This is a genomic window from Pelagimonas sp. (genome assembly GCF_050633425.1).
GTDB lineage: Bacteria > Pseudomonadota > Alphaproteobacteria > Rhodobacterales > Rhodobacteraceae > Pelagimonas.
In genome coordinates, this window is the sequence record NZ_JBOEGM010000022.1 from 35,971 (window position 1) to 55,717 (window position 19,747).

Sequence of the window (19,747 nt, forward strand, 5' to 3'; positions counted from 1 at the left end):
GACCTATTCCAACGGATAGGGCGGACTGTCCCAAAGGGATCTGTTTATATGCTCCGAGACACTGTGACAAAATCAAGGCGTAGGTTATAACAGTTTTACGGATTATGTGGCGCAAACGTGACCTAGGTCTCTCTCAACGGGTTGCGTCACCCACCGCGAAAGCGGAAACAAGCGGTTTTACGCGTCAGGCGGTTTTGGATGCTCTGATGTAGTTACAACGACTGCGGCCCACTCTCTCCACTCTCTCCGAATTGGGCCGCAGTCGTTCTAGTCACCAGCCCCTCTCGACTGACCTTCAGTGTTTGGCGAACCGACCAAAACCCACAAAAATTCAATTCAAAGTCTCTTTTTCGCCCAGAAGCGGGCGTAGCTTTTTCTGCAGATGACGTGAGATCATTGGTCGGGGCTGGCCCGGCAGAGGCAGAAAAGGAATGCAACAAGATGAAAAATTTGACGCATACAGCCCGTATTCGTAGGCTTCGGGCACTATGTTCGCTGGTTGGGCCGCGCAGTCACCGCCCCCAAAGACCTTTGCTTTTCTCAGCCACCACGCGTTGCAGATCGAAAGGCCTGTTCGCGAGTTAAAACTCCAACGTTGCCTTTGGCGGCCCCATCTAACATCGCATCATGTTGCCAGCGTTGAATTGCACGTGGAAACGGGCGGCCAAATTTGGCCGACAAGCCGAGCTCGGTCTGACCCAATCGGGACAGGCCGCATACGCGTTGGCGAGTCGCCGTTTCAAAAAGGTAAATTTCGCCATGTGCGTCACGAAGTGTGAACCCCAAGAGTTTCAACCGCCCCTGGAGTTCTGGCCAGGTTCTGGCATCTTCGAAATGTGTCGCGAGCTTTTCCTTAAGGTCAGATATTGAAACAGGATCAATCCCCTGCGGTTCACAGGAGTGATGCGCTTGCAAAGTTTGGGCGATGGCTTGCTCCAAAGGGAGATCCCGATGCAGCAGAGCATCCCATACCTGTTGTGGCAGCGAGAGGGTGATTGAACGCTCTTCCATATCCTGATCGTGCCGTGTGGAAGTTAACATCGCGTTATTGATGATGTGACTTGCCATCTGGCCAGCCCTATTTTTGCCAAACTCTCTTGCCAGTCTGAGAAGGTAGGCAAGGAGCATTCAGCATGACTTATCAAAAAGACACACCAAAAAGCTGGGCTCAGGCGACCAATGGTTTGCCGGGGCCAATTGATTGTGAAACTCAAGCGTTGTTGCGTTTGTTTTTGGGGCCAATACTTGAAACGGCTTCGGATTGGGATGAAATGTCATCCCGTTTGACGGATAAGGGGTATGGGTTGACCATCCGCGAAGGCCGTTTGGTAATATTAAACGAGCAAGGCACAGCAATTTGCACGGGCCGCGGACTTGGTGTCCCATTGGCTGACATTACCAATCGTATCGGACGCCCAACTCTTTCAGAGCATCCCGGAGCCCAATAGGTCGATCTGCGCTATTTGCGGTTTTCACCGTCCGGCGCAAAAGACCTTGCCCGCTCCATGAGCGACTGAGCCAATAAAAACGTTGGTATGACGTGGCGGCTTCCGTGGTCTTGCGCGAGAGCATAGCCTGCGTATTCAACCATTTCCGATGCCGCTTCGAATGCGACTGACGCTCTTGATGATCCGATAGTGTGGTCAAAAAGAGATTTTAAAACAAGAACCTGGTTCGAAATTTCGTCGTTACGGCACGGATATTCGGATGGCTGCGGCTGCGTTGGCGACAAGGGCGCGTACAGATCGTTCGCGTCACGCAATTGCCCCGATCCATCTGGGGCATGTTGATCTTCACAAACATCGTGACGCCAAGTTTCGATATGGTCAACGAGCTCTGCGACCTCGGCAGACGTGTTTTCAGCCTCCAAAGCTTTCAATGCCAAAAGTGTCACTTCCGTCATCCGCAGGCACAAAGCCATATGCGATTTGGATGTTGAGCTGCCCACCGCATTTGGTTGGCCAGTTTGATATACCCTTTCCAGTTTCATAGAACTCACTCTCTCTGCAACAAAAATACGCGCAATTTTCCGCCGGTGCGGGAAGGAGAAAGTACTTTAACATCGTTGGGTTGTTTTGTTGTTACGTTTTCTTAGGTGACGTGGAGTGAAGTAGATTGCAAAGGGCGTTCGCCTTGAACGCCGCTCTATCCAAGTCACCAGAAAAGAATGCAAATTTGCCGAGCTAAATCGATTTGGAAAGGTGTTAACCTTTTTCACAATTTGATCTAACGCCGGTCGAACCTAGAAAAATTGGTCTGTAGAGGCAAAAATCGTAGGCCAATGACGTGCAATGGCCAACTGATTCGCAGGTTTCAATTATAGGGTGATGAATTTCCCCGTTTTCGGGTCAAATCCTTCTAGGCCACCTTCGCCAATGTCGGTCCATAGCCCATGTAGTGACAATTGTTTGCTTTCGACAGCGGATTGCACAAATGGAAATGTCATCAGATTTCTGAGGGAGACGATCACAGATTCCTTCTCCAAGGCGCGTGCTTGATCTTCAGCGGACACGTCTTTGATCTGTTCATAACCGGGGCGTAGAATGTCCATCCAGCGACCAACAAATGACGTGGTCTCTTCGAGCTCAGGTGCCCGACCGCTACACATGTCCAAACAGCCCTGAACGCCACCGCATTGTGAATGTCCTAAAACAATGACATGCGCGACTTTTAGAGCCGTGACAGCATATTCAACCGCTGCCGAGGTCCCGTGCTGGCTTCCATCTGGCTCATAAGGGGGGACAAGGTTGGCGATGTTGCGGTGGATAAAGAATTCGCCCTGATCTGCTCCAAAAATCGAGGTCACATGCACACGGGAATCACAGCAGCTGATCACCATGGCCCGAGGGCGCTGGCCTTCGGTGGCAAGGCGTCGATACCAAGCGCTGTTCTCTTCATACTTGGTGGCCTTCCAGCCCTTGTAACGCTGAACCAGATACTCTGGCAAAAGGTGTACATGTTCCATCCGAACCTCCGCTAAAGAAAGTGTTCCGCCGTAACTAAAGAGGATTCGCGGGAAATTCGAGAGAAAAGACGCAGAAATAGACTTTTGCGTATAACCTTTTGAGAACCCCGTTCTGTCAGATTGTCCAAGCCGTGGGGGCAACAAGAATGGGGTGAGATGTGAAAGAGGTAATGTACCTCGCGCCGGTGGAACGGCCGAGCATGGATGCTGATCAAATCGAAACGCTTTGCGCCGATTTGGGGCCACATGCGGCCGAAGACGTCATTTGTCGCGCGATGGAAGAGCTGGCACAAAGATTGTGTGCCTTACAGGAAATGGCCGTGCATGGTCCGCGTGAGGATTTGCACAAGGGCCTAAGGGCGCTGAGCGCTATTGCCGATCAGATCGGTATGGTCGGGTTGTCCGATGTGGCACGCGATGTGATCAATTGCCTTGAGCTGGGCGATGTGGTTGCTGAGGCGGCGACGTTGGCCCGGCTTGCACGGATCGGAGAGCGGTCCTTGACGGCAATGTGGGATCATAATGACCTGCTCGGGTAAGGACTTGGCCACTCTATTGGGCTGACCCCTTGCGGTTGGCCCTAGGAAAGTTAGGCTGGGGCGTGCTTTGATCAAGGGACGCCCTATGCCACTTACTTTCGCTGCCGCTGACACAACGGCTTTACCGCTTTTTGTCGTCTCTTCTGACAACTTGGAAAACTGGCTGTCTGAACAGACAGACCCGATTCAGGCATGGATCCGGGCCAGTGGATTTTCGGCCGCGATTGGGTCCGCGATCATGCTGCCCGGTCCCGACGGTTTGCCGGTGGCCGCCGTTGCCGGATATGGCACCGAAGCTTCGCGCAAGCGGAGCCGATTTGTATTGGCCGGTGCTGTGTCAAAATTGGCTCCGGGGGCCTATCGTTTGCAAGACGGCGTCCCTGAGGATGAACTGCAAACCGAAACGCTAGGCTGGTTGCTCGAGAGCTATCGGTTTGAAAAGTATCGCACACAATCGGCAAAACCGCGCGATCTTATTGCCCCAGAGGGCATTGATTCGGCACAAATCGAAGCCTTGGCCAAGGCCGAAGCCCTGACCCGCGATCTGATCAATACAACCGCTGCCGATATGGGCCCCGAGGCACTAGAAGCTGCCGCCCGCGATTTGGCCGCCGAGTTCCAAGCCAAGATCGACGTGACTGTTGGCGATGATTTATTGTCTAAAAATCTGCCAATGATCCACGCGGTTGGACGCGCTGCGGACCAAGAACCGCGTCTGATCGACATGCATTGGGGCACGTCCGGCCCGCGATTGACCTTGGTGGGCAAGGGGGTTTGTTTTGATACCGGGGGTCTTAATTTGAAGCCCGGTGCCTCTATGGGGCTGATGAAAAAGGATATGGGGGGCGCAGCAAACGTGCTTGGCCTTGCTCATATGATTATGCAGGCCAGTTTGCCGATTCAGTTGCGCGTCTTGATCCCGGCGGTCGAAAACGCTGTTGCCGGCAACAGTTTCCGACCCGGCGACATTCTGACATCGCGCAAGGGGCTGACGGTCGAAATCAACAACACCGATGCCGAAGGGCGCCTTGTTTTGGCTGATGCTTTGGCACTGGCGGACGAGGAAACACCGGACTTGATCGTGTCGATGGCGACCCTCACAGGGGCCGCACGTGTGGCTGTTGGCCCGGATTTGGCCCCGTTCTATTGTGACGATGATACGCTGTCCGCCACCTTGTCGGCTCAGGGTGCGACGATGGCTGATCCGCTTTGGCGCATGCCGTTTTGGGACCCCTATGAGGCGATGATTGAGCCAGGCATTGCCGATCTCGACAATGCACCTGCCGGTGGATTTGCAGGGAGCATCACCGCGGCCTTATTCCTGCGTCGGTTTGTCGATCAAGCCCCAAGATACGCTCATTTTGACATTTACGGCTGGCAACCCAAGCCCGCGCCGGGCCGGAGCAAGGGTGGTTTGGGGCAAGGAAGCCGCGCGATTTTCGCGGCCCTTCCAACGGCATTGGGGCTGTGATGGATCGTCGTCTAACCGCCAGCAACGGTCGTGTTGCGCATATGTCGCTGCACGGGCAGGTGACGGCCGACACCTTTTCCGAAGGTGAGCCGCACCGGATTCAGGCTGTGGTTTCCGACTTGATGGCCGAAAATGGTTCGCGCGAGCGTCAATTGTTGCGCGGCGAAGTGTTCGTGGTTTTGGACCGCGTTGGTGAAAAAGTCTTCGGATATTCCGAAAAAGACGGCTATGTCGGTTGGCTGGCCGCTACCGATTTTATCGGTGCGCCCAAGACAGCGCTGACCCACAAAGTGACCGCCGTGCGGAGCTATAGCAAAACGACGCCGGGCCTCAAAACCATGGGCAAAGTTGAGCATTTGCCCTTTGGGGCGGCGGTCACGGTTCTTGATGAAACGGATGGGTGGGCAAAAATCGACTGTAGCAGGGGGTTGGCCCCGAAGGATGCCTTTGTACCTGCGGGACATCTTTCACCGATTGGAACCCGTGAACACGATCCTGTTGCAGTCGCCGAGAAGTTTATTGGCACGCCGTATCTCTGGGGGGGGAACTCTGCCTTTGGGATAGACTGTTCTGGTCTCGTGCAAACGGCGCTGCTTGCCTGCGGTATTCCCTGCCCCGGTGATAGCGATATGCAAGAAGCTGACCTTGGCGAAACGCTTGTTCCCGGCAGTGAGGTCAAGCGCGGTGATTTGTTCTTTTGGAAAGGGCATGTTGCAATGGCTGTGGACAGTGCCAGGCTGATCCATGCGAATGCGTACAATATGGCAGTGGCCTATGAACCGATCCAGGATGCCATCGCGCGTATTCAATCTCAAGGCGACGGGCCGGTCACACGACACGCACGCTTGACCTAAAGCCGTTTCCCAGTTTCTTCTGGCCCGAGCGACACCGGAGTGACGCCTTTGGTGGCGGGGCAGCGCCCCAACTCTGCACCCCCAACTCAGCATAAGGAAATCATCATGTCCGATCCGTTTTTCCATCCCATTTCAGGCTTTGATCTGCCGCGTTTTGCTGGGGTGCCAACCTTTATGCGTTTGCCTCACACCGCGCCAGATCACCCACGTTTTGCGGATGTCGAGATCGGGATTGTCGGTGTGCCTTGGGATAGCGGCACGACGAACCGCCCCGGCCCTCGCCATGGCCCGAGGCAATTACGTGATGCCTCAACCATGATCCGGGCCGAGCATCCCGTGTCAGGTTTGCGCCCGTTTGAAACGGTCAATTGTGCTGATCTGGGCGATGTGGGCCCAAATCCGGCGGATATTCAGGATAGTATGGCGCGGATCACGGCGTTCTATGACCAACTGAAGGTGCAAAACATTCGCCCTTTGACGGCTGGCGGGGATCACCTGACGTCGCTGCCAATCCTGCGGGCTTTGGCCAAGGATGCTCCGCTTGGGATGGTGCACTTTGATAGCCATACCGACCTGTTTCATTCGTATTTTGGTGGGACGATGTACACGCATGGCACCCCGTTTCGACGCGCGGTGGAAGAGGGGCTGCTTGATCCCAAACGTGTGGTTCAGATTGGGATACGGGGCACGATGTATGATCGCGAAGATCGCGATTTTGCTGCTGCCAACGGAATTCGCATCATTCCGATTGAAGAGTTTTTTGCACGCGGTATTCCCGACGTGATGGCCGAAGCACGCGATATTGTCGGGCAAAATCAAACCTATGTCAGCTATGATATTGATTTTGTTGACCCGACATTTGCCCCAGGAACGGGAACCCCCGAAGTCGGCGGGCCCAACAGCTATCAGGCGTTGCAAGTCTGTCGCGAGCTTTATGGCCTGAACATTGTCGGGGCCGATATGGTCGAGGTCTCTCCGCCCTTTGACGAATCCGGGGGCACCGCCTTTTTGGGTGTGTCGATCATGTTCGAGCTGCTCTGCGCGATGTTGTCGCGCTGAGCCCGTGGATGATCATTTGACCGCGCGGATCAGTTTGCGTTCCAACACGCGTAGCACCGTGCGCAGATCGTGACCACGTTTCAAAACCTGCCCATCTTGGCCGAAAACGGCGTATTCCCCTTGCTTGTTGCGAAGCTTGGGGCGTTTTTCGATCCGGTACAGCGGGTTTTCCGCAGTGCGTTGAAACACGGCGAATACTGAAACGTCACGCAGGTTTGAAATGCCATAGTCGCGCCATTCACCCGCCGCGACCATCCGGCCGTAAAGTGACATGATCACCCCAAGTTCGAGGCGTTGAAACGCGACGACCTCGTGTGATTTCGGGCCGCCGGGAAAAGGAGTTAGACTGTTCATAACTCTAAGGTTGCGCCGTTTTCTCTTAGGATCAAGTGAATTACGCGCAGATAAACCGTTTTGCCAAATCTGCTGTGGCTTGGGGCATTGCCGGCATGTCGCCTTCGGAGTGGTCAAGCCATTGCTCTGCCATGGGGCATAAGCGGGTATAGTTTTGGGCAACCGATTGGTGCAAATTCTGGGGTGTGAACTCTGGTGGGAATAGCTCGGCTGGGACGTTGGGGTAGCGCAAAACCAACCTGCGCCAGCGGTGTATGAGCAGTGTTCGTGCTGCCGCTGCGTCTAGCGGGCCAAGCTCTAGCCCAGATAACGCACGCAGATCATCGGCCAATCTGTGCAAGGCCGACACGTGTTCTGAGGTCAGGGCCTTCCAAACCTCGGGGGCGCTAGGCCCTGACAGCTTGCCGGTTATGCCAAACCCTGAGCCATTGGCGGGACCGGGCCGCAACCAACCGCCCGATAGCCGAATGGCACCGGGGCTTTCTTGGCTACCAAAGCTCCATTCTGATACGGCGGATTGGCGGGGGGGCGCGTAAATCTGGGCTGTTGCGGGCCCAAATTGCGCGCTGCCTGAGGGGGTCAGTGCATAGCTGCTGGTGCGCCCGGCTTTGCGACCCTCGACCCAACCATCCCGCGACAGGCGCGACAAGGCCGTCCGCAACGCGCCAGATTCAACGCCAATGCGCCCCAACAGCCGATTGAGCCGAACCGCTGCGACCCGGCCACCACGATGTTGCACGCTGTCACCAAAGACAGTGATGACCAGCGACCAAACACGGGGTCGACCATCCGCCGACAGGGACGAAATCAGGGGCGCAAGTGGATCCATGCCCCTGACTCTAAAGCCTGATTGCCGGAGCGCAAGCCGACTATCGTGTGTAAGACACCATGGTCAGCAGCTCATATTGCGCGACTTGCTCGGCGTCCTGATTGTAGAGGGTCACGTTCCACGCGACCTCGCCGTAGGCGTCAGTGCGCGGCGTTTTGCGCTTGGCAGTCAGGCGCACATTCACACGATCCCCCGGACTGACGGGTTTTTGGAAACTCAAATTATTGAGACCGGTATTGGCCAAAACCGGACCGGGATCGGGTTGCACAAACAGGCCTGCGGCAAAACTCAGCAACAGATAGCCATGGGCAACGCGGCCGGGAAAAAACGGGTTCGCCTTGGCGGCATCGTCGTCCATATGGGCATAAAACGTGTCGCCAGTGAAATGCGCAAAATGCTCGATATCGTCCAAAGTGACATCGCGAGGGTCGGTGACAATGGTTTCGCCGATCCCAATTTCGTGGAACGTACGTTGGAACGGATGTGCAGGCGCTTGCTTTTCTGCGGCACCGGGCACCCACTGGCCTGTGATCGCCGTCAAAATGTCGGGGCTGCCCTGGATCGCTGTGCGCTGCATGTAATGCAAAACACCCCGCACCCCGCCCAATTCTTCACCGCCACCAGCCCGGCCTGGCCCACCATGGACCAGATGGGGGAGGGGGGAGCCGTGGCCGGTGCCTTCACCCATGCTATCGCGATCGCTAATATAAAGGCGACCATGCCACGCGGCGCTGGACAATGTGACTTCGCGTGCAACGGCGGGATCGTGCGTGATCAACGATGCGACAAGCGAGCCTTGACCGCGATTGGCGAGAGCCGCCGCGTGGGCTGTGTCTCGATAGGGAAGCAGGGTCGAAACTGGGCCAAACGCCTCAATGGCATGGATATTTTGCGCGGCATCTGGATCGGCGCAGCGAAACAGCATGGGGGCAATGAAGCCGGGCCCTTGTGGCAAATCAAACGCTGATTGATCAAGGATTTGATCTGCCTCGGTCCCGATCATCGCCGCCTTTTCCAGCACATCGGCCTTTTGACCACCCGATACCAAGGCCCCCATCCGAACATCCCCGGCCGGATCACCAATGGTGGTTTTCTTAAGCCGTTCTGTCAGGGCCTCAGAGACCGCATCCATCTGCTCTTCAGGGACAATCATGCGCCGAATAGCGGTACATTTTTGACCGGCTTTGGTGGTCATTTCCGCAGTTGCCTGTTTGATAAACAGCTCAAATTCCGGGGTGCCGGGCACAGCGTCGGGGCCCAGGATCGACGCATTTAGGCTGTCTTGCTCAGCCGTGAACCGGGTCGAGTTGCGCATGATCTTCGGATTGGACCGCAGCTTGAAAGCCGTGTCAGCAGAACCGGTAAAGGCGACGACATCCTGCGCGCCAAGTCGATCCAAAAGTTCACCTGTACCGCCAACAATCAGTTGCAATGCCCCATCGGGCAAAATGCCGGACTCGATGATCAAACGCACGCAGGCTTCTGTTAGAAAACAGGTTTGTGTCGCGGGTTTGACGATGGCGGGAACCCCGGCCAAAAGCGTCGGAGCCAGTTTCTCAAGCATGCCCCAAACCGGGAAGTTGAAGGCGTTGATGTGTACCGCAACCCCTTGCAAGGGCGTGGCAATATGTTGGGCTTGAAACGTCCCCTTGCGGCTAATTTGTTCAATGTCGCCATCAAGATAAACATGCCCATCCGGCATCTCGCGCCGCCCCTTGGAGGCGATAACCATCATCGTGATGATGCCGCCATCAATGTCGATCCCACCATCCTTGCGCGTTGCGCCAGTAAGCGGGTTGATCGCATATAGGTCTTCTTTGCGGCCATCGAGATAAACCGTCAGCGCCTTGAGCATTTTGGCGCGTTGGTGAAATGTCATGGCGCGCAGTGCCGGTCCACCAACCTGTGTGGCGTGGGCAATCATCTTACCGAAATCCAGCTCGCTGCCACCGGCGCGGGCGATTGCTGCACCAGTGACTGGGCTGATGATGTTTTTGGCACCTGATCCGGGGGTGATCCAGCGCCCATAGGCAAAGCTATTTGGTTCCAGCATGGTGTGTCCTCCGGGGTTTAGGGCCGTATCGGCCCGCGTTGGCGCGCACCATGGAGCAGAACAAATCAAAAATCAACATACTTGACCGGACGGTCGGCTTTGTGCATCGTAAGCGCAGGAGGACCAGCCATGACACCAGACGAGCGCGCGCGCCGGTCGGCGCACGCTATGTGGGCCAAAGACACCGCCAGCCAGAAAATGGGCATGCGGATTGAGTCCGTCGGCCCGGGCCAAGCGGTGCTGTCGATGGAAGTGATGCCGCATCACCTCAACGGCAATGGTACCTGTCATGGAGGGTTCATTTTTACGCTGGCCGATAGCGCCTTTGCTTTTGCCTGCAACAGCTACAATGCCGTGACGGTTGGGCAGGAATGTCAGATCACCTATCTAACGCCCGGTCAGGCAGGTGAGCGCCTGACAGCCACGGCCATTGAACAAGCCAAGCCGGGTCGATCGGGCGTTTATGATGTGACGGTGACAGGCGAAGATGGGCGCAAAGTTGCCTTGATGCGCGGCTTGTCCCGCACCATCAAAGGCCAGCATTTTGACGAGCACGCCAGCCGCGATGAGGTCGTGCCATCCAAGGAGAACAACGATGCGTGAGGCATGGCTTTGCCAAGGTAGCAGAACACCGATTGGCCGCTATGGTGGGGCTTTGTCTTCGGTGCGCCCGGACGATTTACTGGCTGGTGTGATGCGCGCCGTGGTGCCCGAAGGTCTGCCGGTTGATGAGGTCATCATGGGTTGCGCCAACCAAGCGGGCGAAGACAATCGCAATGTGGCGCGGATGTCTGCATTGCTGGCTGGTTTTGGCGAGGACGTGCCGGGCGTGACGGTCAATCGGCTTTGCGGATCGGGTCTGGACGCGGTGATGATGGCCGCACGGGCGATCAAATGCGGTGAAGCTGAGATCGTTGTCGCGGGCGGTGTCGAAAGCATGTCGCGCGCGCCATTTGTTCAGGGCAAAGCCACCAGCGCTTTTTCCCGCCAGGCGGACATCTATGACACCACCATTGGGTGGCGGTTCGTCAACCGGCAGATGAAGGCGCAATACGGTGTCGATTCCATGCCGGAAACCGCCGAGAATGTCGCCGAAGAGTTCAACATTTCTCGTCAAGATCAGGACGCCTTTGCTTTGCGGTCCCAAGAGCGCGCCGCAGCGGCGATTGCCTCGGGGCGTTTGGCGCGGGAAATCACTGCCGTAAGCATTCCCCAGCGCAAGGGAGAATCTATTGTCGTTGATACGGATGAGCACCCGCGCCTGACGACGTTGGAAAAACTGGCAAGCTTGCGCGCTCCGTTTCGCGACGGGGGGAGTGTGACCGCGGGCAATGCCTCGGGTGTGAATGATGGTGCTGCGGCGCTAATCATGGCCTCTCCAGAGGCGGCCGAAAAACACGGGCTAACCCCGGTTGCACGGATTTTGGGTGGAGCGACGGCGGGTTTAGCCCCTCGGATCATGGGGTTTGGCCCAGCCCCAGCCTCGAAAAAGCTGTTGGATCGCTTGGGTTTGAATATCGGCCAGATGGACACGATTGAGCTCAACGAAGCCTTTGCATCGCAAGGTCTCGCGGTCATGCGTGACCTTGGGTTAGCGGATGATGCGGCACATGTGAACCCCAATGGCGGCGCGATTGCGCTGGGCCACCCCTTGGGGATGTCGGGTGCGCGCTTGGCGCTGACGGCGGGCCATATGTTGCAAGAAACCGGCGGGAAATATGCACTTTGCACCATGTGCATTGGTGTCGGGCAGGGGATTGCTTTGGTGATGGAACGTCTGAGCTAAAGAAATATCGGCAAGTCGGAGGAGGACGCGCCATGGAGGATCTGACACCTCGCAAAGAGGATCTGGACCCAATTGAAATCGCTTCACGCGATGAGATTTCTGCGTTGCAGTTAGAGCGGATGAAGTGGTCGCTGCGGCATGCTTATGAAAATGTGCCGCATTATAAGACAGCCTTTAAAGAGGCCGGGGTGCATCCCGACGATCTCAAAACGCTGTCCGATTTGGCCAAGTTTCCGTTCACTGTGAAAGGCGATCTGCGGGCGAATTACCCATTCGGAATGTTCGCCGTCCCGCGCGAACAGGTGATCCGCGTGCATGCCTCGTCCGGCACCACGGGCCAGCCAACGGTTGTGGGGTACACCCGCGATGATCTTGATATGTGGTCTACGGTGGTGGCGCGGTGTTTGCGGGCCTCCGGGTTGCGGCCCGGTGATGTGCTGCACAATGCCTATGGGTACGGGTTGTTTACGGGCGGTTTGGGGGTGCATGGCGGGTCAGAAAAGCTTGGCCTGACCACGGTGCCGATCTCTGGCGGCATGACCCAACGCCAAGTGCGTTTGATCGAGGATTTTGGTGCAACTGGCATGACGGTAACGCCATCCTATGCGCTTTCGATCATTGATGAATACGCTGCACAGGGCTTGGATCCTCGCAAAAGCCCGCTGAAAGTCGGGATTTTTGGCGCAGAGCCATGGACCAATGCCATGCGTCGGGAGATCGAAGAGGCCTTTGATATGCATGCGGTCGATATCTATGGCTTGTCCGAAGTCATCGGCCCCGGTGTCGCCAATGAATGTGTGGAAACCAAAGATGGGCTGCATATTTGGGAGGATCATTTTTATCCTGAAATCATCAATCCCGAAACCGGTGAGGTGGTTGAAGATGGTGAAATGGGCGAGCTGGTCTTTACCTCACTGACCAAACAAGCGTTTCCAATCATCCGCTATCGGACCCGCGATTTGACACGACTTTTGCCGGGAACGGCGCGGTCAATGCGGCGCATGGAAAAGGTAACGGGACGCAGTGATGACATGATCATTTTGCGCGGCGTCAACGTCTTCCCGACCCAGATCGAAGAGCAGCTGATGCAGGTGGCGTCGCTTGCTCCGCACTTCCAGCTTGAGCTGAACCGGGTTGGTCATAAGGATGAAATGCGGGTCAAGGTCGAGACGTTGCCAGACACTATTGAGCTTGGCGATATGGCGGGTAAGGAACTGGCGGCCAAGGTAAAACAGGTGGTCGGTATTTCGATCAAAGTGGATGTGGGTGCCCCTGGAGGCGTGGCCCGCAGCCAAGGCAAGGCGGTTCGCATTGTCGACAATCGGCCCAAGGATTGATGGGAGGGGGTGACGCTTGCTCGCTTGCGAGCGTCGCCCCACCCACCGTCCCATCGGGCGCTTTTCAATTTGTGATGTGCTGGTTAGACACCGGCCCGCCAATAGGGGAAACAAAATGCCGCGCGGAATTGCCCGGAACCATGACGAAAAACGAGAGGCCCTGCGCAAAGGCGCGGCGGCCTATTTTGCGCGCCATGGGTTTGATCGGGCGTCGATGAATGGGGCCGCGCGGGAAATCGGCGTCTCTAAGGCGCTGATTTACCATTATCACGACAGTAAAGAGGCGCTGTTGTTCGACATTCTTGAGGCGCATTTGACCGATTTGGTGCGCGTTGTCGAAGCCAGTGCGCCCAAGGGCCTGCGTGCCCTCATTGCCGCGATTTTGGATTCCTATGAAGATGCAGACGCGGAACACAAGCTGCAGCTCGAATCACTTTCTGCGCTTCCATCCGATATGCAGGCCCCTCTTTTGGCGGCGCAGCGCTATCTTGTTGAGGCGATGAGTGTCGCAATTGAAGCGGTTAAGCCGGGGATGGACCCCGAGCGATTGAGGGCCGCGACCATGACGGTTTATGGCATCCTCAATTGGTTTTACATGTGGCACCGGCCGGGAAAAGGCCTTTCACGTCAAGAGTATGCAGAACTAGCAGCCGATTTTGTCGAAGGTGGATTGGCGCGGCTTTGATCCGTGTTAACGGCGGCTTCATGTTTCCGATCCGCTCCAACAGATTTCCTCCATAAGTCGAAAACGGCCATTTTCCGCAATTTTCCGACTTGCGTGACCGCAAGGCGACGGATAGGTCCGGCAGTGGGACACCCTTCCCCAACGAAGGGCGATTATCTGTAAGGATAGCATCAATGGCTATGACTAAACCTGCCGCGCGGCCGGCTAACCCGCGTTTTTCTTCCGGCCCCTGCGCCAAAATCCCCACATTCTCGCTGGATAAACTTGCTGACGCGCCTTTGGGTCGCTCGCATCGTGCCGCAATTGGCAAATCCAAGCTGAAAGCCGCGATCGAAGAGACGCGCGAGCTTCTGGGCATCCCCGCTGATTATAAAATCGGTATCGTTCCTGCGTCCGACACTGGCGCGATGGAAATGGCGATGTGGTCGATGCTCGGTGCACGCAAGGCCGAGATGGTTGCTTGGGAAAGCTTTGGCGCTGGCTGGGTCACCGATGTTGTCAAACAGCTGAAAATCGACGCAGACGTCAAAACCGCCGATTACGGCGAGATCGTCGATTTCGCGACAATCGACTTTAACAATGACGTTGTCTTTACATGGAACGGCACCACCTCGGGTGTGCGGGTTCCAAATGGCGACGCGATCCCGGCAGACCGCGACGGTCTGACCATCTGCGACGCCACATCGGCGGCCTTCGCGATGGACCTGCCTTGGGACAAACTGGATGTAACCACCTTCTCTTGGCAGAAGGTTCTGGGCGGCGAAGCGGCACACGGCGTGCTGATCCTGTCCCCACGCGCTGTTGAGCGTCTCGAAAGCTACACACCCGCTTGGCCGCTGCCAAAAATCTTCCGCCTGACCAAAGGTGGCAAGCTGATCGACGGTATCTTTACCGGTGCGACGATCAACACACCTTCGATGCTTTGCGTCGAAGATTACCTGGTTGCGCTGGATTGGGCGCGGTCTGTTGGCGGCCTCAAGGGTCTGATCAATCGTGCCGAAGCCAATGCCAAAGCCGTTTGGGATTTCTGTGAAGCGCGTGATTGGATCGCCAACCTTGCGGTTGATCCGGCGACACGGTCGAACACATCGGTCTGCCTGAAATTCACAGATGCGCGTATCAAAGACGGTGCCGCCTTTGCCAAGGCGATCGCTAAGCGGCTTGAAGCCGAAGGTGTTGCGTTGGACGTGGGTGCCTATCGCGATGCGCCTGCCGGTCTGCGGATCTGGTGTGGTGGCACAATCGAGACCGCCGACATCGAGGCGATGTTGCCTTGGCTCGAATACGCCTTTGCCGCCGAAATCGACGCGCAAGCCTAAGACATTCTGGTGAAAACGCGGGGCCCCATGCGCGGCCCCGTTCCCTCCCTATATTCAAGGACCACTATCATGGCCCCCAAAGTTCTCGTCTCCGACAAACTCTCCGAAACCGCCGTTCAGATTTTCCGCGATCGCGGCATCGACGTTGATTTCATGCCCGAACTGGGCAAAGACAAAGAAAAGTTGGCAGAAATCATCGGTCAGTACGACGGTCTTGCTATCCGTTCGGCGACCAAGGCCACGGCTGCTCTGCTTGAAAAAGCCGACAACCTGAAAGTCATCGGTCGCGCCGGTATCGGCACCGACAACGTCGACAAAGAAGCCTCGTCCAAAAAGGGCGTGATCGTGATGAACACGCCGTTTGGCAACATGATCACCACCGCCGAGCACGCCATCGCGATGATGTTCGCCGTGGCGCGTCAGATCCCTGAGGCCAGCGAATCCACCCATGCCGGTAAATGGGAAAAGTCCAAGTTCATGGGTGTTGAGCTGACCAACAAAACCTTGGGCGTTATTGGTGCGGGCAACATTGGTGGCATCGTTTGTGACCGCGCGCGCGGACTCAAGATGAAGGTTGTCGCCTATGATCCCTTCCTTTCGGACGAAAAAGCCGAAAAAATGCACGTTGAAAAGGTTGAGCTGGATGACCTGTTGGCCCGGGCTGACTTTATCACCCTGCACGTTCCCTTCATCGCCGGTGTGACTGAAAACATCCTGAGCGCCGAAAACCTCGCCAAAACCAAAAAGGGTGTGCGCATCATCAACTGTGCCCGTGGTGGTCTGGTTGACGAAGAAGCGCTGGCCGAGTTGCTGAAATCCGGTCACGTTGCTGGCGCGGCCTTTGACGTCTTCAAAGAAGAGCCCGCCAAAGAGAACGCCTTGTTCAACCTACCCAACGTTGTTTGCACGCCCCACCTTGGCGCGGCGACAACCGAAGCTCAGGAAAACGTGGCCCTTCAGGTTGCTGACCAGATGTCGAACTACCTGCTGACCGGTGCGGTTGAAAACGCGCTGAACATGCCATCTGTGACCGCCGAAGAAGCCAAAGTCATGGGCCCATGGATCAAACTGGCCGAGCATCTTGGCGCATTCGCCGGTCAGATGACTGACGAGCCGATCAAAGCCATCAACATCCTCTATGACGGTGTTGCCGCTGAAATGAACCTCGAAGCGCTGAACTGTAGCGCCATCGCCGGGATCATGAAAAAGGCCAACCCTGATGTGAACATGGTGTCGGCGCCTGTTGTCGCCAAAGAGCGCGGCATTCAGATCAGCACCACCAATCAGGACAAAGCAGGCACTTTTGACGGGTACATCAAGATCACCGTTGTCACCGACGCTCAGGAACGTTCGGTTGCGGGGACAGTGTTCAGCGATGGCAAGCCACGTTTCATCCAGATCAAAGGCATCAATATCGACGCTGAAGTCGGTACCCATATGCTCTACACCACCAACAAAGACGTGCCGGGCATCATCGGTACTCTGGGTCAAACCCTAGGTGAAAATGGTGTGAACATCGCCAACTTTACACTGGGCCGCTCCGAAGTTGGTGGCGGTGCGATTGCTCTTCTTTATGTCGATGCACCGGTGCCTGCAGACGTGATTGCCAAGCTGAGCGAGACCGGCATTTTCAAACAGGTCAAGCCGCTGCAGTTTGATGTTGCTTAACTAAAACACTGAAAACGCCGCCCTAATAGGGGCGGCGTTTTTGCAGGACACTAATCGGGACGCGCAAAACCAAAGTGCGGTCTCTGTGCCGGTGCCCGTTACTGAACCTTTGCAAAGGGTTCCTGTGAATGCCTCTGATATTATTCTGTTTGGCAGCCCCCATGCGTACCGTTTGATTTTGCAATTTTGGTGACCTGCCGCTTTGAATAGATGTGGGCCAGAGCTGCGGTCCTTACAGGCACCGACGGCGCCCCGACGATTTTTTAGGTCTGATCGTCCTGTGGATTTCAGACCGATTTCAATCGGACCCTTGGCATTGACGCCACAGCCCGACCCTGTAACCAGAGCTGAAACGCAATGGGCCGCAGCCGAACCTCTCGAAAGGAATTTTTATGATTTCGCCGGTTTTTGTCATCGGGGACGTCCATGGTCAGATCGACCAATTAGAGGCGGCCTTAGAGCGGATCGAACGTGATGATTGTGCCGGTGCCCCGGTGGTTTATGTTGGTGATTACATTGATCGCGGACCGGATAGCCGTGCGGTCATAGAAACCCTGATGCGTGGTCAAGCGGCGGGCAAACCTTGGACCTGTTTGCTTGGCAATCACGATGATTACATGGTTCGGTTTTTGGGTCCAAACCCTGATTTGCCGAGCGATGGAAGTCGAACCCGCTGGTTTCTTCCCAAGATCGGCGGGTTGGAAACCTTAGCGTCATATGGCGTAGACGTGCGGGCGAGCGAAAGCAACACAGCCATTCGCGAAAAGGCACTTCGTAACATCCCGCAGGATCATGTTGATTGGCTTGCTGGGCTGCCGCGTGTCTATGAAACTCCGGACTATATTTTTGCGCATGCTGGTATTCGCCCCGGCATTCCGCTTGACCACCAAGACCCCGAGGATCTGATTTGGATTCGGGGTGATTTCCTTGATGACCCGCGCGATCATGGCCGCCTTGTCGTGCATGGGCATACCGCCATTGATATGCCCGAGCATTGTGGAAACCGCGTCAATGTTGATGGTGGCGCGGGCTTTGGTCGCCCGCTCTATCCCGTTCTGCTATTGGGCCGCGACGCCTTCCTGCTTGATCCCCTTGGCCGGGTTAGATTGCTGCCCCGGACCTAGTTTTTGCCAGGCATCAAACTGGCTTAGGAACACGTCGCCGGTTAGCTCATCCAAGAAATGCGATCGTTTCAGGCGGTCCATGACCGGGCCTTTGACCTCGGTCAGGTGCATGGCAATACCCATCTCAGACAATCGCGTGTTTAGCTCCTCCAGAGTTTCAAGCGCACTCATATCGACTTCGCTCACGGCGGGGAACATCAGCACGACATGATGCAGGTCATGATCTCGCGCCACGCGGTTCAACACGTAATCTTCCAGGAAACGCGCATTGGCGAAATACAGGCTTTCATCCACCCGCAAGGTCACCATGTGAGGGCAGGTGTCGACCCGGTGACGGTGAATGTTGCGGAAATGTTGGGTGCCGGGAACCAGACCAACTTCGGCAACATGGGGCCGCGATGTTTTGTAAAGATGCAAGGCAATGGACAAGATCACGCCCGCCGATACGCCGGTTTCAACGCCAAACCCCAAGGTCAGCACAATCGTTGCGGCGACAGCGGAAAAGTCGACCCGCGAATACCCCCAAGCCTTCTTTAAAATGCTGAAGTCAACGAGGCTTAGAACGGCAACGATGATGGTCGCAGCCAAGGTTGCGTTGGGCAGGAAGTACAAAAGCGGGGTCAAAAACAGGGCCGCGAATGCAATGCCGATGGCCGTATAGGCACCCGCCGCTGGGGTTTCCGCCCCGGCGTCAAAATTGACCACAGACCGCGCAAACCCACCGGTGACCGGATAACCACCGCTGACCGTCGCCGCGACGTTGGAGGCCCCAAGGCCGATCAACTCCTGATCAGGGTCAATGCGCTGGCGCTTCTTGGCGGCGAGTGTCTGCGCCACCGATACGGATTCGACAAAACCAATGACCGAAATGAGCAAAGCCGACAAGAAAAGCTGGTTCCAAAGGCTGAGGTCAAAACTTGGGGTGCTCAGCGGTGGCAATCCCATCGGCACCTCGCCAACAATTTTGACGCCCTGGGTGTTTAAACCAAATGCCCAAGTGACCAGAACAGTCGCCACAACAGCGGCCACCGGCCCGGCTTTGGTCAGGACGTCGGCCATGCGTGGGGTCAGGCCCTTTGACAACAGCAAGGGCTTCAACCCCTTGCGAACCCAAAACAAAAAAGCGACTGCAGCTGTGCCCAGAGCAAGCGTAAAACCGTTGGTCTGACCCAAATGCGCCCACAAATCCCCGATCACTTGGGGCAGGGTGTGGCCATGAACCTCGACCCCAAAGATGTGTTTGAGCTGTGACGCAGCAATTAGCAAACCTGAAGCGGTGATAAAGCCCGCGATCACAGGGTGGCTCAGGAAATTGGCCAAAAAGCCGAGCCTCAGAATCCCCATGGCCAACAGGATCATCCCGGACAGGAAGGCCAGCGTGATGGCGGCCAGAGCGATTTGCGCCGGGTCAGTCAGACCCAAATTGCCAATCGCGGCCACCGTCATCAGTGACACAACCGCGACTGGCCCAACCGACAGCGCGCGGCTGGTGCCGAAAATCGCATAGGCCACCAACGGCAAAATCGACGCATAGAGGCCCATTTCAGCAGGCAACCCCGCAAGCAGAGCATAAGCCAAAGACTGCGGGATCAACATGATCGTCACAATCACCGCCGCAACAATATCTGATGTGGCGGTGTCACGATTGTAGGTTCTGGCCCAACTGAGAATGGGCAAATATTGGGTGATCTTATGCATAACGCA

General features: G+C 56.2%; 19 protein-coding genes. 12 read left to right on the forward strand and 7 right to left on the reverse strand.

Features of this window, described 5'->3' with window-relative positions:
• Positions 1 to 540: 540 nt before the first annotated feature.
• On the reverse strand, positions 541 to 1,068 hold the full coding sequence (locus ACRBB0_RS18715) for a hypothetical protein (protein ID WP_431375985.1): 528 nt from the start codon (positions 1,066 to 1,068) through the stop codon (positions 541 to 543).
• A 65-nt stretch (positions 1,069 to 1,133) separates the two neighbouring features.
• On the opposite strand from ACRBB0_RS18715, the gene ACRBB0_RS18720 reads away from it, so the two are divergent.
• Complete coding sequence (locus ACRBB0_RS18720) at positions 1,134 to 1,448, forward strand: hypothetical protein (protein WP_431375986.1); 315 nt, start codon at positions 1,134 to 1,136, stop codon at positions 1,446 to 1,448.
• Between the two features lie 11 nt (positions 1,449 to 1,459).
• Here the strand turns inward: ACRBB0_RS18720 and ACRBB0_RS18725 are convergent, their stop codons facing one another.
• Positions 1,460 to 1,990 (reverse strand): hypothetical protein, encoded by a 531-nt coding sequence (locus tag ACRBB0_RS18725; protein WP_431375987.1) that lies wholly within the window; start codon positions 1,988 to 1,990, stop codon positions 1,460 to 1,462.
• A 327-nt stretch (positions 1,991 to 2,317) separates the two neighbouring features.
• Positions 2,318 to 2,965 (reverse strand): carbonic anhydrase, encoded by a 648-nt coding sequence (locus ACRBB0_RS18730; RefSeq protein ID WP_431375988.1) that lies wholly within the window; start codon positions 2,963 to 2,965, stop codon positions 2,318 to 2,320.
• A 158-nt stretch (positions 2,966 to 3,123) separates the two neighbouring features.
• On the opposite strand from ACRBB0_RS18730, the gene ACRBB0_RS18735 reads away from it, so the two are divergent.
• The 4 genes from ACRBB0_RS18735 (at position 3,124) to speB (ending at position 6,888) form a co-directional block, all read left to right on the forward strand.
• A complete protein-coding gene (locus ACRBB0_RS18735) occupies positions 3,124 to 3,504 on the forward strand; it encodes a hypothetical protein (RefSeq protein WP_431375989.1) in 381 nt (126 codons plus the stop codon).
• Between the two features lie 85 nt (positions 3,505 to 3,589).
• Positions 3,590 to 4,975: a leucyl aminopeptidase family protein gene (locus ACRBB0_RS18740; protein ID WP_431375990.1), complete on the forward strand. Its 1,386-nt coding sequence runs from the start codon at positions 3,590 to 3,592 to the stop codon at positions 4,973 to 4,975.
• The gene (locus tag ACRBB0_RS18745) at positions 4,975 to 5,829 is read left to right on the forward strand and encodes an NlpC/P60 family protein (RefSeq protein WP_431375991.1); all 855 of its coding nucleotides are present in this window, start codon (positions 4,975 to 4,977) and stop codon (positions 5,827 to 5,829) included. The genes ACRBB0_RS18740 and ACRBB0_RS18745 overlap by 1 nt, the downstream gene beginning before the upstream one ends.
• 105 nt (positions 5,830 to 5,934) lie before the next feature.
• Positions 5,935 to 6,888, forward strand: a complete 954-nt coding sequence (gene speB, locus ACRBB0_RS18750) for an agmatinase (RefSeq protein WP_431375992.1) — start codon at positions 5,935 to 5,937, stop codon at positions 6,886 to 6,888.
• A 12-nt stretch (positions 6,889 to 6,900) separates the two neighbouring features.
• On the opposite strand, the gene ACRBB0_RS18755 is transcribed toward speB, so the two are convergent.
• From ACRBB0_RS18755 to paaZ, 3 genes are read right to left on the reverse strand one after another with little or no spacing between them, the layout of a single operon-like run.
• The gene (locus ACRBB0_RS18755) at positions 6,901 to 7,242 is read right to left on the reverse strand and encodes a DUF2794 domain-containing protein (protein WP_431375993.1); all 342 of its coding nucleotides are present in this window, start codon (positions 7,240 to 7,242) and stop codon (positions 6,901 to 6,903) included.
• A 40-nt stretch (positions 7,243 to 7,282) separates the two neighbouring features.
• Positions 7,283 to 8,071, reverse strand: a complete 789-nt coding sequence (locus ACRBB0_RS18760; RefSeq protein ID WP_431375994.1) for a PaaX family transcriptional regulator C-terminal domain-containing protein — start codon at positions 8,069 to 8,071, stop codon at positions 7,283 to 7,285.
• A 40-nt stretch (positions 8,072 to 8,111) separates the two neighbouring features.
• Complete coding sequence (gene paaZ, locus ACRBB0_RS18765) at positions 8,112 to 10,124, reverse strand: phenylacetic acid degradation bifunctional protein PaaZ (RefSeq protein WP_431375995.1); 2,013 nt, start codon at positions 10,122 to 10,124, stop codon at positions 8,112 to 8,114.
• A 129-nt stretch (positions 10,125 to 10,253) separates the two neighbouring features.
• Here paaZ and paaI point away from each other — a divergent pair, with 129 nt between their 5' ends.
• The 7 genes from paaI to ACRBB0_RS18800 all read left to right on the forward strand — a co-directional run bounded on the left by paaI (position 10,254) and on the right by ACRBB0_RS18800 (position 18,043).
• The gene (paaI, locus tag ACRBB0_RS18770; protein WP_431375996.1) at positions 10,254 to 10,727 is read left to right on the forward strand and encodes a hydroxyphenylacetyl-CoA thioesterase PaaI; all 474 of its coding nucleotides are present in this window, start codon (positions 10,254 to 10,256) and stop codon (positions 10,725 to 10,727) included.
• Entirely contained in the window at positions 10,720 to 11,910 is a 1,191-nt protein-coding gene (gene pcaF, locus ACRBB0_RS18775; RefSeq protein ID WP_431375997.1) for a 3-oxoadipyl-CoA thiolase, read from the forward strand. Before paaI ends, pcaF begins: the two co-directional genes overlap by 8 nt.
• A 32-nt stretch (positions 11,911 to 11,942) precedes the next feature.
• Positions 11,943 to 13,247 carry a phenylacetate--CoA ligase PaaK gene (gene paaK / locus ACRBB0_RS18780; protein ID WP_431375998.1) on the forward strand — a complete coding sequence of 435 codons (1,305 nt, stop codon included), beginning with the start codon at positions 11,943 to 11,945 and terminating at the stop codon, positions 13,245 to 13,247.
• A 115-nt stretch (positions 13,248 to 13,362) separates the two neighbouring features.
• Positions 13,363 to 13,932: a TetR/AcrR family transcriptional regulator gene (locus ACRBB0_RS18785; RefSeq protein ID WP_431375999.1), complete on the forward strand. Its 570-nt coding sequence runs from the start codon at positions 13,363 to 13,365 to the stop codon at positions 13,930 to 13,932.
• Between the two features lie 173 nt (positions 13,933 to 14,105).
• Positions 14,106 to 15,251 carry a phosphoserine transaminase gene (locus tag ACRBB0_RS18790; RefSeq protein WP_431376000.1) on the forward strand — a complete coding sequence of 382 codons (1,146 nt, stop codon included), beginning with the start codon at positions 14,106 to 14,108 and terminating at the stop codon, positions 15,249 to 15,251.
• Positions 15,252 to 15,320: 69 nt separating this feature from the next.
• The gene (gene serA, locus ACRBB0_RS18795; protein ID WP_431376001.1) at positions 15,321 to 16,919 is read left to right on the forward strand and encodes a phosphoglycerate dehydrogenase; all 1,599 of its coding nucleotides are present in this window, start codon (positions 15,321 to 15,323) and stop codon (positions 16,917 to 16,919) included.
• A gap of 392 nt (positions 16,920 to 17,311) precedes the next feature.
• Positions 17,312 to 18,043: a metallophosphoesterase family protein gene (locus ACRBB0_RS18800; RefSeq protein WP_431376002.1), complete on the forward strand. Its 732-nt coding sequence runs from the start codon at positions 17,312 to 17,314 to the stop codon at positions 18,041 to 18,043.
• On the opposite strand, the gene ACRBB0_RS18805 is transcribed toward ACRBB0_RS18800, so the two are convergent.
• The gene (locus ACRBB0_RS18805) at positions 17,978 to 19,741 is read right to left on the reverse strand and encodes a SulP family inorganic anion transporter (RefSeq protein WP_431376003.1); all 1,764 of its coding nucleotides are present in this window, start codon (positions 19,739 to 19,741) and stop codon (positions 17,978 to 17,980) included. The genes ACRBB0_RS18800 and ACRBB0_RS18805 overlap by 66 nt on opposite strands.
• Between the last annotated feature and the right edge of the window lie 6 nt (positions 19,742 to 19,747).